Here is a 14,201-nt window from a genome sequence, read left to right as displayed (position 1 = left end):
GCAAGTTCATGACCGAGAATGCGCGGATAGGAGAAAAAGGGCTGATTCCCCTTGTAAGCATGCAAGTCCGTCCCGCATATCCCCACGCGTCTAATCTGGACGATCGCCTGCCCGGATTCCCATACGGGCTCCGGCAAGTTATCCAACATCTCGAACCGATCTACTTCCGAGCAAACGATGCCTCTCATTGACGGTTCACTCCAATACCTTCATTATATTCGGGCCGGCCGCTGATCCAAGTTTCATTATGGATGGGTTTTAACATTTCCAATACGCGCAATAGAAGTTCCTCGTCGACAGGTTCGTCCGTCCACATGGCGTTCTTGCGAATGTTCAGCGGATTCGCCGTGCTGACCAGCGTTGTCGGAATGCGTGCGTTCCGGGTCGAGAATTGCACGGCCAGCTTCGCGATGTCCGTGCCTTGCGCCGCGCAATATTCCGCTGCTTTCATGCAGGTTTCTTTTACAAGCCGACTCGCCGGATGCCAATCGGGCGCGCCGCGAGTGCCCAGTAAGCCCATCGACAGCGGGGATGCATTCACGAGACCGATGCCGTTCGCTTCGAGTAAAGGCAGCAGCCCGAGCAATGAAGTGTCGTTCATGGAGTAATGGCAATAGGAGATGATGGCATCCACGTTTACTTGCGGCAACACCATCTCGAACAATTGAACGGGAAGTCCGCAAATGCCGGAGAACCGGATCTTGCCTTGTTCCTTCAGCTTCAATAGCGTCGGAACAGCCTCTTCGATAATGATGGCGGCCGGCACGAATTCGATATCGTGCAAAAACAACACGTCCAAGTAATCCGCGCGCAATCGGTTCAAGCTTTCCTCTACGCTGCTCACGATCCGCTCGCGGGAGAAGTCAAAGTCGTCCGTGCCGTAACGGCCGGCTTTCGTAGACAAGAAGAATTTATCCCGCGGAAGCTCCGCAATCGCCTTGCCCAGCACGGTCTCGGCCTTCGTCAGACCGTAATAGGGAGACACGTCGATCAGATTGATGCCCGCGTCGATGGCTTCATGCACGGTGCGAACGGCTTCGTCCTCGTTGGTCTCCCGGAACACGGAGCCGAGCGAAGAGGCCCCGAAACTCAGAACCGAAACGTCCAGTCCCGTTTTGCCGAGTTTACGATATCTCATGCTACAGAATCACCTCGTCTTTTCATAGTGCGATCGCGCGAAATCCAACTGCCGATTCTTGAAGCGGCAGCTTAGGTCATTCGCTATAACGTCTATCCCCTTAAATTTAACAGCAAAATAATCTAAAAAAATAGTGAAACATTGCAATTTCATACGCTTTTTTGCTATCTTTGATTGGAACCCTCCAAAGGAGTGATGTCGCGTTGAGGCCTGTTAGGAAAAACTTCGAATCGCTGCCGGACTTCCCGTTTTCCCTTGCGTTCAGAGACACGAAAACGCCTCAGAACGAGCTGCCGGACCATCTTCACGACTGGTATGAGTTGGTGTACGTGCATAGCGGCAAAGGCTCGTTCTTTATCGACCGAACGATATATGAAATGCGCAAGGGCGATCTGTTCATCATTCCGGGGAACACGATTCACCGTGCTTTTCCGGACAAAGAAGAGCCTGTTACCTCCACGGCCCTGTTCTTGAGCCCTCTCTTCGTCGAACAACCTTTATTCGGAGAAGCCTTTGCCTATTTGCAATGCTTCGATCAGAGCCGAAAGAACCGCATGTTCAAAATGGCCTGTTCCGTCGAGCTTCAAATGCGCATCGAAAGCCTTCTTAACCATATTGAAGCGGAATTGCGCATGCAGAAGCTAGGCTACCGTCACGCCGTCCTTCTGAACACCCAACAGCTGCTTCTCGAGATCAATCGCGATCGGCACGACGGCCAGCAGCAGAAGAGTCACGCCGCCTTTAAAGGCCCTAATTGGGTACGGGATATTTTGCTCTTTATCGACAAGCACTTCACGGAAGACATCGGACTTAGCAGCCTCTGTTTAATCGCTTCCGTCAGCCCGGCTCATTTCAGTCGCGTCTTTAAGCAATTGACGGGGATGAACGTCACCAAATTCATTAACGTCAAACGGATCGTCCATGCGAAGGAACTGCTTCTCGAGACCGAAGAAAACGTAGGCACCATATCCGCGGCTTGCGGATTCGAGAGCTTGCCTCACTTCCATCAGGTGTTCAAGAAGATTGCCGGCGTAACGCCGAATCAATTCCGCAAGCAAGACTGAGTGGAATCGCTTCCTAAGATGACGGCGCGTGAAAAGCGCTCCCGTCCATCGGGAGCGCTTCGTTTAGCTTTCGCAACCCTGCCTCACTTCAAGATTGCGCCTGCCGTCAAAGCATTTTCGATCTTCTCGTTCCCGATCATGTAGACGATGATCATGGGCAAGCTCGACAAGAACATCGTGGCCCCGATCAGCCCCCAATCGGACACGCCGACGTTGACGAAGAAACTGAGCAAACCGACCGTCAACGGGCGAAATTGGTCCTTGGAGGCAATGATGAAAGCAAGCGGGAACTCGTTCCAGATGCGAATGAAAATCAGAACGCATTGCGTCACGAGCGCGGGCATAATGATCGGAAATATAATTTTGAAGAAGGCCTGGTACACGTTCGTGCCGTCTATGCATGCCGCTTCTTCCAATTCCTTGGGCAACGATCGGAGAAAGGCGTATAACATGAGCACGCAGGAAGCAATCGCAAATCCGGAATACGGCAGTATGAGCGCCCAGTAACTATCTTTGAGATGCAGCAGTTTGATTAACTGGAACAATGGGATCACGACGACTTCGATGGGGACGATCAATCCGAGCGATACATAGAACAGCGCCGATGAATTGAATCTCCACTGCATTCGGCTTAGGCAGTAAGCGAGCATGCTGCCGCTCGCCAACGTAATCGCAATCGTTCCCAGCGTATAAATCAAGCTGTTTTCCAAGTACGTAAAATAATTGTATTTCGACAACGCCTCGCTAAAGTTCTGCCATTTCCAGGAACTGGGGATGCCGAAAGGGTTTTCGTAAGCTTCGCTCTTTGACTTCAACGCGATTGAAATCATCCAATATAAAGGGAAAAGAAAAGTACAGCCCAGGGCAATCCAAAAGATGCGGCTTATATATTTCAAGATCGATTCCCTCACTTAAAATTCCAGTTTATCCCTTGCTACGAATCGTTGAATCAGGAAGGAGATCAAGAGACACTCCAGAATAAACACAACGGCGATGGCCGTTCCTTTGCCGAATTCCGATGTATCGAAAGCCGTGTAATACATCTGATAGATGACCGTTCTGGACTTATCGCCGGGACCGCCGGCCGTCATAACGCGAACATGCGAGTAGAATGCCATAGAGCCCAAGGTAGACAGGATCAAGACGTATTTGATTATGTTTTGCAGCAACGGAATCGTGATTCGCATGCAGACTTGGGCAAAATTGGCGCCGTCGATCAAGGCCGCTTCATAATAGCTTTTCGGAATGGTCTTGATGCCGGTATAAAACAGCATGGCGTTCAATCCGATGTATTGCCATAGAAAGGTCAGCCCGATGCTGAGCATCACGGTATTCTTCTCGGTCAACCAGGAATGGGTCCAGGAATCCATGCCGATCGCTCTCAGGATGCTGTTGAATAAGCCCCAATTCGGCTCGTAGAAGGCCAGCCAGATTTGCGCCACGACCGTAACCGACAAGATCGCGGGAAACATCGCCGCCGATTTAAAAAAGCGCCGCAGCCTTGGCGTCTGAATCTCCATGAAAAGAGCGAGCGTCATCGATAGGGGAATCCCCAGCAATAATGAAATCCCGACGATCAGATACGTATTCTTATGCGCGGTCCAGAAAGAGGAAGAAGCGAAGATTGCCTTGTAATTATCCAAGCCGACAAACCCTAAACTCTGAAAACCGTTATGTTTCTGCAGGCTCATCCAAATTTCAGGTACCAACGGATATACGCAGAAAACGGTAAACAGCAACAGCGCAGGCGTGGCAAATACGAATATGGACATCTTTGTGCTGAAATACTTGTTCATGGCTCTCTCCACCGTTTGATTTGGTATAGGTTCCCCTCGGGCCGCAAGCGACCCGGGGGGCTTTCCACTGTCGCCGATTCAGGCCGTTAATTATCGAACCACGTATTTTCGCTCCAAATCTTATCCATTGCCGTAACGAAACTATCCGCGGCGTACTCGCCCGTCAATAAATTCGCGCCTTGGCTCGACAGCTCTGCCGACGTGCGCGCATCTAGCGAGTTAAGGGCGAAGGAGGCTATTTTAGTCGGAATCGGATTGTACCAATCGATAAACTTCTGCATCAGCGGACTCTTCTCCGATGCGGCATTGCCTGTCTTCAAGGAAATCGGAGCGCCGGTGGATTCGAAATAGAGCGCATCCGCCATGGCTAGAAACTCGGCTAACTTGACGGCCTCATCCGGATGCTCGGTCTTTGCGCTGACCGCGTATCCGTTGAGCGGAGAACCCCAGAACTGTACGACTTTGGCAGGGTCGTATTTATCGCTCGCGCTTGGGAACGGGAAGAAATCGACCGTGTCGTCTTTCGCCAGATTCGGAAGCTCCCACGTGAACATCATGAGCATGGCCGCCCTTTTGGAGGTAAACATCTCCATGGCCGGACCATAATCCAGATTGGAGATTCCTTCCGGGAAGACGCCTTCCTTGGCCATCTTCTCGATTCGGGCAACCCCTTCTTTGACCGAGGGATTACTGAAATCCGTTTTGTTGCTGACAAGGTCCGCCATCGCCTGCGGGTCGCCGATTTGAATCATTTGCTGCAGCATGAAGAGCTTCGGTCCCCAGCCGTCTTTGCCGGGCGTTACTGCCGGCACCATGTCCTTGCTTTTAAGCGTTTTCGATACTTGCATGAATTCGTCGAACGTCGTCGGCACTTTCACGCCGGCTTGTTCGAACATGTCCTTATGGTAAAAGATGACCGGCGTGAAATAGGTATCCGCACCGGACGACAAGCTGTAAATTTTGCCGTCGACATGCTTTAAGGCATCCGGCACCGCATACTTGTCGATGTATCCGTCCGCCGTGATGGCAGACGTCAAATCCATGATGCTGCCCGTGCTTTTGAGCGGCGTAAAGTAACCTGCGTCATTCCAGAATACGTCCGGCATATCGTCGGAAGCATTCAATGTCTTCAGCTTGTTCGCCATGTCTTCGCCGCCGCCCCCCGGCTCGAATTCGACTTCGAGGTTGGGAAGCGCTTTCTCGATGTTCGGTTTGATGTACTCGTCCATGATCTTATTGCGATTTTCGTCCGTCGTGATCGTGATGACTCTCATTTTGATCTTCTTTTCGTTCCCTGCCGAATTGTCCGTGCTTGCCGCAGGGGCGGGCGAGTTGTCGGAAACCTGATTCGACCCGGAATCCGTATTGTTGCCGCAGGCCGATACAACGAGCAAAACCGCTGCCAAAAGAGTTGCACTCTTTAGCTTTGACGCCTTTGACATGTGTAAACCTCCCTTTTTTATCGTGCCGATTCGGTTAACGCTCATCTTGAAAGCGGTATCAACCTTGAATTAATTTTACGAATTTCCAATTATTACGTACAGAGAGCATTCTAAGACGACAAGGAAAATTGTAAGAGGTTGCGCATATAGGGGATATTTATTTGTTCAGGTACCTGCTGGGCGTAATTCCCGTGTGTTTTTTAAAGCACTTGCTGAAGTAATTGGCGTCTGCGTATCCGACATGATTCGCGACGACCTGGATTACCTTCTCGCCGTGGTCGAAAAGCTCCTTCGCCTTCGTGATTCGCAGTTCGGTCAGATAATCGTTGATCGTAACGGAAGTCGCCTTTTTGAAAACCGAGCACAGATGATTGTAATTCAGATGAACGCTCTTCGCGATTTCTTCGATCCGCAATTCTTCGTTCCCATAATGATGACCGATATAGGTTTTTACGTCCTCGATGATCTTGACCGATCGATTCGGTTTTCCGTCATGCACGCGAGCCATTACGTCAAGAATCAGCGTACGTACCCAGCTTTCCAGCTCGCTCAAGGTGCCCATCTGTTGGATGAACTGCAGCATATCCAGCTCGGTCGCATTGCGGAATACATGTTCAACGCTTTGCGACGCCTCGGCCAAAAATTCCATGCAAGTCGATATGATTTCAAGCCCGGCCACGAGCAGCATTGCCATGGAGGCATTCCTCGCGCGAACATCCCGAAAAAAAGCGGCGAGCCATTCCTCCGCCTCGGAGTTATTTCCGATCCGCATGCACATCAGCAGACCGCTTCGCTTTTCTACGGTGAACAAGCTTCCTTTCATGCCCGATTCGGCGATTTTGGAATGAACGAACACCTGATTGCCTCCCGACACGAACCGTTGCTTCAAAGCGAATAACGCTTCTTTATGCGAACGGGATATCGATTGCGCGCCGGAATGACCGTTGCCGATACCGATCGTTACCGTACAGGACATGGTGCGCCGGACCGATTGGAGAATCGCATGGCAAAGAGGCTCGACAGGGTCATACGAGCCGTTAGGAGAACCTATAATCATGACAAGCCGATTGTTATGATGGTGAAAACAGACGTCAGGATACGCGTCTTGCAGGTAGGCTTGCGCGATGCTTTGCATGGCGAGCGTTCGGACTTGCCGCTCTTCATCCGAATCGTTCCGGTCGGTTGCATCCATGTCGACCGCGACTACAACGAAATACGGGGCTTTCAAGTCGATATCCAGCTTCTCCAAGTCTTTCTTGACCGAAGACGGATCCATCGGTCCGCTGCCCTGCAGCAATTCGTTTAACCATTTATCCTTCAATACCGGCTTATACGCCTTGACCTGGCTTTCCAGGTTTTCCAGCTGCAGCCTTTCGAATCGTTCCTTTTGCATCGCTGTTTTCAGGTCAAGCAAGGTGGTTCGAAGTTCTTCCTCGTTGACCGGCTTGAGCACATAGTTCGTCACGCCGAGCTGCACCGCCTGTTTGGCAATCGCAAATTCGCTATGGCCGGTCAAGATAACGAACTTCAATTCGGGCTTAGTTTGTTTGGCGTTCTGGATAAACGCGATCCCGTCCATGATCGGCATGTTAATATCTACCAATACGACGTCCGGATCCAGGCCGGACAATACCTCGAGCGCCTCTTCCCCGTTCTTTGCCTCGCCTGCGATGCGAAAGCCCATCGCCTCCCAAGGCAGCGAAACTTTCAACGCTTGCCGAAAATAGTATTCATCGTCGACAATCATGATGTTAAACATGTCATTCCTCCTGTGGATTCGGCAATGGAAGACGAATGATAACCTTCGTATAATAACCGGCAACGCTTTCAATCTCTAGTCCGTACTTGTAGCCGTATAACATGACGATGCGATTATGAACGCTTCTCGCTCCAAAGCTGCTGTTGTCCTTCGGCCCCGCGGGCTCCATTAAGATCGCCTTTGTCCGAGCCTCGTCCATTCCCGCGCCGTTATCGTAGACTTCAATCTGAATATGCCCGTAGCAGAGACGGCCGGTGATTTGCAAGACCCCTTTCTCCTTGTTCATCTTCAGACCATGATAGATCGCATTTTCGACGATCGGCTGCAGCGTCAGCTTCGGAATGGAGCCATTAAGAATTTCCTCTTCTACGTGCATCGTGTATTCCATGTACTCCACGTAGCGCAACTGCTGAATTTCCAAATAGCTTTCCGTTAACCGCAATTCCTCTCGGATCGAAATGACGTCGTTGCCTTTGCTTAACGAAATTTTATAGAAATCGGCCATATATTTCGCCGCGGAAATGGCCTCCGATTTCATATTCAGCTTAATGAGCGAGATGATGGTTTCCACCGTATTGTACAGAAAGTGAGGCTTTACTTGGGATTGCAGCAGCTTGAATTCAACTTCGGATTTGGTCTTCTGTTTCTCCACGATTTCGGCCATAAGCGCTTCGATTTGATCCATTAAACTATTGAAGCCGTCGCTTAAATAACCGATCTCGTTCGTCGATTGATACGTGCTTCTGACGTTCAGCTCCCCCTTCCTGATCCTTCGGATCGTCTTGGAAAGCTGGAAAATCGGCCTCGTGATCGAACGAGACAATCGGAAAGAGACGATGAAAGCGAGCAGCAAGCACAGAACGCCGATACTCATGATCAAGCGGTTGATCTCTTTGAGCTCCACGGTGATTTCATCGATCGGAATCACGCTTACGATCGACCATTGCAAAGGTTCGAACCGGTTTGTGGATACCAGGACTTTGTGATTCCCTCTGCCTTGAATGAAATTGGTATGGTCGCCAAGGGGAATCGGGATGGAGGTCGTTTCGGCGAAATCCCGATACAAGTTCGCTTTGTTTTGCGAGGATATAATTTTCCCGTTCCGATCCAGAATGTAAAATTCTCCGCCCTTGTAACTATTCGTGCTTTCATAGATCGAAGCAATCACCGATTCTTTGACGTATAGAACGACTCTTCCGATCGTTTTTCCGGTATCTTTGTGGATGACCGTTTTGGATACCGCAAATACGTTGTCTTCCCCTTCATAGAGGAATTTGAACCGGATTAACCCTGTCCAAACCGGCAAATAGGAATGCTTGGCCGTTTCGTTCATGGGACCGAATATGCGCGCCGCGTAGTCGTTATCGGCAAAACCGACATCGACCCATTGATTCTTTGCCGTGAGAATGCTCACCGCTTTGATCTTCGTATTGGGCTCCACGATGTTGCTCATCGTCTCCGACAGCGTCTTGTTCATCGATAGATTGTTCAATCCTTCCACCGGCTTGTAGCCGGCGTCCGCATCCGATAATAAATCGTTGTAAAGCACGTTCTGCAATCTAAAATCGCTGGCCAATATTTTCGAATAGTCCTCTATGGTGAATCGCAGCGTCTTCAAATTATTGTCGATGAGGACGAGCTCCCGCGATGAATTATTGACCGCTTTCTCGATAATGGCCTTCTGCGAGATGTTATTGGCGAAGAAAGCCAGCGTCGAGATGGAAACGATAATGATTAAGATATTGGAGACGAAGATTTTGTTCTCGATGGAGAACCCGCTTAGGTATCGTGTAAACCCTTTCATAATTTGTTCTTCCTTCGCTCTTATTCGACTGCTTGCGACAAGCCTTTCCGGAATTCAACCATGAAGCGTATCAATCGCTGCGTGCCTATGAGGGTTTTCAACCTGGCGTATCGGGGGAAGGTTTCCAGTGCTTCTTACGTTGAGCGGGCTCGGAGTTCGCCGGGACTTGCGGTCGGCACCGCGCCACCGAACGGCATGATTTAATTGTAAGCTTCGAAAACGAGATTAAAATAGTTAATCATTGCGCATTTATATTCTTTTTTGATTACCGGCATGGACGATCGTTCACGGACCCTTGCTTTCAATCCTGATTTTCGCGGTAGGCGCCGGGAGTCGTTCCCGTGTATTTCTTGAACACCTTCGCGAAGTAGTGCTTGGTATCGAAGCCGACCTGCCGGCTGATCGCGCAAACGGTCGAATGAGGCTGCGTTTTCAGCAGCTTTTGCGCTTCCCGGATTCGTAACGCGTTCAAGTAATTGACGAGGGTGTCGCCCGTCTCCTTCTTGAACAAGCTGCTGATATAATTCGGATGCAGACCCATGCGATCCGCGAGATGATCGAGGGACAGATCGCGCATGTAGTTCATTTGCAAATAGGCCAGGAGCCGTTCGGCATGGCGGCTGTATTCCGAATCCGATGCGGCGGGAAGCTCCTCGTTGACGCGGCTCAGCAGGGCCGCGATTTCCTTTCTGTCCAAGGGCTTGAGCAAGTAATCCACGACGCCCGAGCGAAGGGCCTGACGGACGTAGTCGAACTCGTCGTAGCCGGTCAGGATAATAAATCGCTCGCATATCCCTTCAAGCCGGGCCTCCCGAATCAATTCGAATCCGTTCTTCTCCGGCATATGGATATCCGTTATCGTCACTTCGGGCATGAAGCGCTTCATCGTCTCCAATGCTTCCGGGGCATTGAAGGCCGAGCAAATGTCGGAGCCGCTGGGCGCGACCTCCTCGACGATTTTAACTAACCCTTTCAGAATCAAAGGTTCGTCGTCCACGATCAAGATCTTCAACGTCCGCCACCGTCCTTTTTGCGATGATAATGCGCAAACTGGCGCCTTTGCCCGACTCGCTGAGGATTTCCAGCCGGGATGCTCCTCCGAAGAAGCTTTTGACGCGTTCGTTCACGTTTTTCAACCCTACGCCGGCCGGCTCCTCGGCCTTTCTGGGCTCCTCGTGCCTGGACAGCCGTTCGCGAAGCGCGATAAGCTTCTCCGGCGTCATCCCGTTGCCGCTGTCGGACACGTCGATCGTAATCTCGCTTTCCGTTTCCGTCGCCAGCAGCGAGATATGGACGGGTCGAAGGACGGCCGAGGCTCCGTGCACGATCGCGTTCTCGATAAGCGGCTGCAAAAGGAACCGCGGGCAAGCCAGCCGTTCGGCATCCAGCCCAACGCGAATGTCGAAGGTCAGCCTGCTTTGGAGCCTCATTTTGTGGATGTTCATGTAAAAGGAAACCATCTCGATCTCCTTCGCGAGAACCGTTTCTTCCCGCGCGGACGACAAGCTGTACCGCATCAGCTTCCCGAACCAGAAGGAAATATCGGCGACTTCCTTGTCGTTGTTGGCTTCGGCGACCATTCGGATCGTCTCGAGCGTGTTATAAAGGAAATGAGGCTTGATCTGCGCCTGCAGCACCTGGTAGGCCGCTTCTTTATTGCGCATTTCCGCTCGATGGACGTTGTTGATGAGTTCGTCCATTCGGCGGATCATCGCGTTATAGGCGACGATCAGGAATCCGATCTCATCCTTTTCGAATTTGCCGCTTTTGATGGTCAGCTGCCTGAGGTTATTGTCGTCCAGCGTGCGCATATGCCGGGCTAACCGAAAAATCCGTTTGGTAATGGTCGAAGCCAGCAGGTAATAGGCGATGGATAGCGCGATCAACAGCAGCACGATCATCGTCACCAAGACGATTTCCTTCTTCTTCACGGAACGGAATACGTCTCCCACCTGACCGGTGACGATGACGCGAACGTCCAGCGGCTCGAGCTTCAGCTGATTGACGATCGTGTGCCGGTTGATAAAAAATTTCCGGTCATCCGCCCGCAGCAGACGCAACGTCTTCTTGTCCAACGCCGGCGCTTCGTTCGTCAACGGATCGCCCTGCCCGGACAGCAGCAGCGCTCTCCAGCTGCCTTCCACGCCCGCGGCCGCATAGAAGTTATGGATTAAACTTTGGCGTACCCGAATTTCAAGCAGGCCGATTCGTTCCGTAATTTGCGTATTGTAAATGTACTGGTAGTAGATCAGGTCCGGATCGGGCGCCGCCGGATCCGCGCGCAGCCATTTCCCCTGTCCCGCCTTCAGGGACGAGACGGTTTGTTCCGTTTGCGGATCCAGCACGGACCAGTCGCGAAACAGATTGGTGATGGGCAGTACCCGATCCTTCATCTTATAAATGACGATGGATTCGATCTCCGGATTCGCGAACATCGATTGCGTGTTCAGCGGGAGAATATAGCGGGTCAGCGCGTAGACGCTGTCCGCGTCGGACTCGTATACGCCGTCCAGATAATCGGTCAAGTAAGGATTGTATTGCAGCACCCGGTGGACCGACTGAATTCGGGCGAAATCCGTTCTCAGATTGGCATAAGCCTGCTCCAGGATTTTCTGCCGGCTCTCCACGAATTGCTGCGTCAGGTTGCCGTAGATTTGCGTGTAATAATGATACCCAATTGCCATAACCGGGATGAAGATCATAATCACGTAACCAAGCACGATTTTGCGCATGATGCTCACGGCGGCGTTTCCCTCCGATGCGGAATCCATATATCGTTAACGTAACACGTACCAAAGAATTCCGATAGAGGCGCATCCCTTCCGGATGTGCGATTCCGCGAACCGCGTTTACCGCGGGAACGGATCGAATCGAAACGATTCGCCCGCCTGCACGGCGCATCGGACCGATCGCTTCCCATAGCGCAGCGTACAGGGCATCCCGCAAAGGGAACGGATCTCGGCGCCGATCAAGCTTCCATCCGCCCAAGTCATGCCGACCTCGAATCCCCCTCGGGCGCGAAAGCCCGAGACGGAGCCTTCCGGCCATAATTCAGGCAGTGCAGGAAGCAATTCGATCTCGTATTCGGCTTTTCCGTTCCGATAGCGGGATCGGCTCTGCAGCAGCATCTCCGCCATGCCCGCGGTTGCGCCGAAATTGGCGTCGATCTGCATCGGGAACGGCTCATGCTGATTGAGCAGATTCGGATTGGTCGATCCCGCCAGGATATCGACGAGCCGCTTGCTGGCGCGCTCCCCGTCCCGCAATCTGGCGTGCAGCGCGATCCGCCAGGCAGCCGGCCAAGCCACGCTTCGTTCCTTGCTCCGATGGCGCAGCTCGAGGCTTTTGCGCGCCCCCTCGAACGTTTCGGGCGTATCCTCGGCTATCTGATTGCCGGGATACAAGCCGTAAAGGTGAGATACATGGCCGTTCGAATCTTCCGGCCGATCCCAATCCTCCGGCCATTCCTGCAATTGGCCGAATCGTCCGATTTGCATGGGCGGGATCCGGTCCAGTACCTGTCGGATTTCGTGTTCGAACGCCGAATTCTCGCCCAGCAGCTCGCTTGCGATCAGGCAACGTTCGAGCAAGTCTCGGATCAACTGCAGGTCCATCGTGGACGCGATCGTAAGATGCCTTCTTCGATCCCGTCCGTCCCGATAGGCGTTCTCCGGCGAATAGGAAGGGTTGGTAACCAGCAGACCGGCGAATTTGACGCCTTCGGGAGCTTCCACCAGGAAGTCCATCACGAATCGGGCGGCTTCTGTCATGGCAGGGTAAGCCCGTTCCCTCAGAAAGTCAAGGTCGGGATTGTATTCGAAGTGATCCCATAAGTGCTGGACCAGCCATGCTCCGCCCATCGGCCAGATGCCGGCATGGATGTCGACCGGGGCCGCGGCGCGCCATAAATCGGTATTGTGGTGGACGACGAAGCCCCTCGCGCCGTAATAAAGTTCCGCCGTGCGCGCGCCGGTGACGCGAAGATCGTCGATCAGATCGAACAGCGGCAGGTGGCATTCCGGCAAGTTTCCGACCTCCGCCGGCCAGTAATTCATCTGGACGTTGATGTTGGTCGTCCATTTGCTTCCCCATTCCGGCCATTCTTCTTCGTTCCATATGCCTTGCAAGTTGGCAGGCTGATCGCCCGGCCTGGAAGACGCAATAAGCAAGTACCGGCCGAATTGAAAATATAACGCGGCGAGCGACGGGTCCTCCGTCTCCCGAATGGCGAGGATGCGCCGATCCGTCGGACGCCGCTTGCCGCCGGTTCCCTCGTCCGCCCCGGCTCCCCCCAGCCTTATCGAGACTCTCTCATACAAGGCTTTATAGTCTTCGACGTGTTCGTCCAGCAACTCGCGATAAGGACGTTCGGAGACGCGCGCCATATACCGGTCGTTCGATTCCGAAGGATCGCCCCCGATGTCCCGGTAGTTCACGAAGCTTGTCGCTCCTGAAAAAACGAGGGTTACGGCACTCGCTTCCGCTATGCGCAGGACGCCGTCGAGAGCAGCGCACGAACCGCCTTCGCAAAAAGCCGCTAGCTTCCCTTCGAATCGGAGTCCCGGTCCTTCCCAAGAGCCGCTCCAGTTTCTTGGACCCTTGCGCGTTCCGGTCCGTCCCGCCAGCCGAATCGCGCGGCTGCCGTCCGCTTGAACGGACGCATCGGGATGGACGCTGGACAAAGACGCGTCTACGGCGATCCTGCCCCGCTCGCCGCACGAAAGCCGAATCACGAGACAGCCGCTCGGGCGGGAACAGAAGATTTCGCGCGTGTATTCGCATCCGTCGGCTTCGTAGGATACGGTCGCCACCGCCCGCCGCAGATCCAATTCACGCCGATATCGCGTAACCTCGCGATGTCCGGAGAACGCCAGATTCAGCTCGCAAAATGGCAGATAAGCTTGCAGATGGACCGGCTCGCCCATCATGCGCTCCAGAAACAGCTGCTCCGCCTCCTCGATCCGATCGCCGAATATCAAGCTCCGGACTTCTTGCAAATAGTGCCCCGCGTCCGGCCGGTTATAATCGTGCGGCGCCCCCGACCACAACGTCTCCTCGTTGATCTGGATTCTTTCCGTCTCCGTTGCTCCGAACACCATTGCTCCCAGTCGTCCGTTGCCAAGCGGAAGAGCCTCTTTCCATGCCGTTCCGGGCGAATCATACTCCAGCTTCATCGTTTACCCGCCTTTCCGTCCCCT

Annotated in this window: 11 protein-coding genes; 1 reads left to right on the top strand and 10 read right to left on the bottom strand. The window is 52.8% G+C overall.

Annotated features, from left to right (window positions below; genetic code table 11):
* Positions 1-188, bottom strand: a 188-nt coding sequence (locus tag GT019_RS29640; protein WP_161747069.1) for an alcohol dehydrogenase catalytic domain-containing protein, incomplete at its 3' end; no start/stop codon positions are given.
* Complete coding sequence (locus GT019_RS29635; RefSeq protein WP_161747068.1) at positions 185-1,138, bottom strand: aldo/keto reductase; 954 nt, start codon at positions 1,136-1,138, stop codon at positions 185-187. The genes GT019_RS29635 and GT019_RS29640, both read right to left, overlap by 4 nt.
* A 203-nt stretch (positions 1,139-1,341) precedes the next feature.
* Here GT019_RS29635 and GT019_RS29630 point away from each other — a divergent pair, with 203 nt between their 5' ends.
* Positions 1,342-2,202 carry a helix-turn-helix domain-containing protein gene (locus GT019_RS29630; RefSeq protein WP_161747067.1) on the top strand — a complete coding sequence of 287 codons (861 nt, stop codon included), beginning with the start codon at positions 1,342-1,344 and terminating at the stop codon, positions 2,200-2,202.
* Between the two features lie 83 nt (positions 2,203-2,285).
* Here the strand turns inward: GT019_RS29630 and GT019_RS29625 are convergent, their stop codons facing one another.
* The 8 genes from GT019_RS29625 to GT019_RS29590 form a co-directional block, all read right to left on the bottom strand.
* On the bottom strand, positions 2,286-3,017 hold the full coding sequence (locus tag GT019_RS29625; RefSeq protein WP_235949593.1) for a carbohydrate ABC transporter permease: 732 nt from the start codon (positions 3,015-3,017) through the stop codon (positions 2,286-2,288).
* A gap of 96 nt (positions 3,018-3,113) precedes the next feature.
* Positions 3,114-3,740, bottom strand: coding sequence for a carbohydrate ABC transporter permease (locus GT019_RS29620; protein WP_235949592.1), 627 nt, complete (start codon positions 3,738-3,740; stop codon positions 3,114-3,116).
* Positions 3,741-4,084: 344 nt separating this feature from the next.
* Positions 4,085-5,404: an ABC transporter substrate-binding protein gene (locus GT019_RS29615; protein WP_235949591.1), complete on the bottom strand. Its 1,320-nt coding sequence runs from the start codon at positions 5,402-5,404 to the stop codon at positions 4,085-4,087.
* A gap of 193 nt (positions 5,405-5,597) precedes the next feature.
* Positions 5,598-7,199: a response regulator transcription factor gene (locus GT019_RS29610; protein WP_161747063.1), complete on the bottom strand. Its 1,602-nt coding sequence runs from the start codon at positions 7,197-7,199 to the stop codon at positions 5,598-5,600.
* A 1-nt stretch (position 7,200) separates the two neighbouring features.
* Complete coding sequence (locus GT019_RS29605; RefSeq protein ID WP_161747062.1) at positions 7,201-9,003, bottom strand: cache domain-containing sensor histidine kinase; 1,803 nt, start codon at positions 9,001-9,003, stop codon at positions 7,201-7,203.
* A gap of 301 nt (positions 9,004-9,304) precedes the next feature.
* Positions 9,305-10,015 carry a response regulator transcription factor gene (locus tag GT019_RS29600; protein ID WP_161747061.1) on the bottom strand — a complete coding sequence of 237 codons (711 nt, stop codon included), beginning with the start codon at positions 10,013-10,015 and terminating at the stop codon, positions 9,305-9,307.
* Positions 9,963-11,735, bottom strand: a complete 1,773-nt coding sequence (locus GT019_RS29595; protein ID WP_235949594.1) for a sensor histidine kinase — start codon at positions 11,733-11,735, stop codon at positions 9,963-9,965. Before GT019_RS29595 ends, GT019_RS29600 begins: the two co-directional genes overlap by 53 nt.
* Before the next feature lie 117 nt (positions 11,736-11,852).
* Positions 11,853-14,177 carry a glycoside hydrolase family 95 protein gene (locus GT019_RS29590; protein WP_161747059.1) on the bottom strand — a complete coding sequence of 775 codons (2,325 nt, stop codon included), beginning with the start codon at positions 14,175-14,177 and terminating at the stop codon, positions 11,853-11,855.
* Positions 14,178-14,201 lie beyond the last annotated feature (24 nt).

The sequence above is a fragment of the Paenibacillus glycinis genome (assembly GCF_009909185.1).
Taxonomy (GTDB): Bacteria; Bacillota; Bacilli; order Paenibacillales; family Paenibacillaceae; genus Paenibacillus_Z; species Paenibacillus_Z glycinis.
This window is presented reverse-complemented; position numbering and strand designations above follow the sequence as displayed.

Coding starts and splice junctions, on each gene's coding strand:
- GT019_RS29610 (WP_161747063.1), bottom strand. CDS start 7,199: ATGTTTAACATCATGATTGTCGACGATGAATACTATTTTCGGCAAGCG.
- GT019_RS29595 (WP_235949594.1), bottom strand. CDS start 11,735: ATGCGCAAAATCGTGCTTGGTTACGTGATTATGATCTTCATCCCGGTT.
- GT019_RS29620 (WP_235949592.1), bottom strand. CDS start 3,740: ATGACGCTCGCTCTTTTCATGGAGATTCAGACGCCAAGGCTGCGGCGC.
- GT019_RS29635 (WP_161747068.1), bottom strand. CDS start 1,138: ATGAGATATCGTAAACTCGGCAAAACGGGACTGGACGTTTCGGTTCTG.
- GT019_RS29590 (WP_161747059.1), bottom strand. CDS start 14,177: ATGAAGCTGGAGTATGATTCGCCCGGAACGGCATGGAAAGAGGCTCTT.
- GT019_RS29605 (WP_161747062.1), bottom strand. CDS start 9,003: ATGAAAGGGTTTACACGATACCTAAGCGGGTTCTCCATCGAGAACAAA.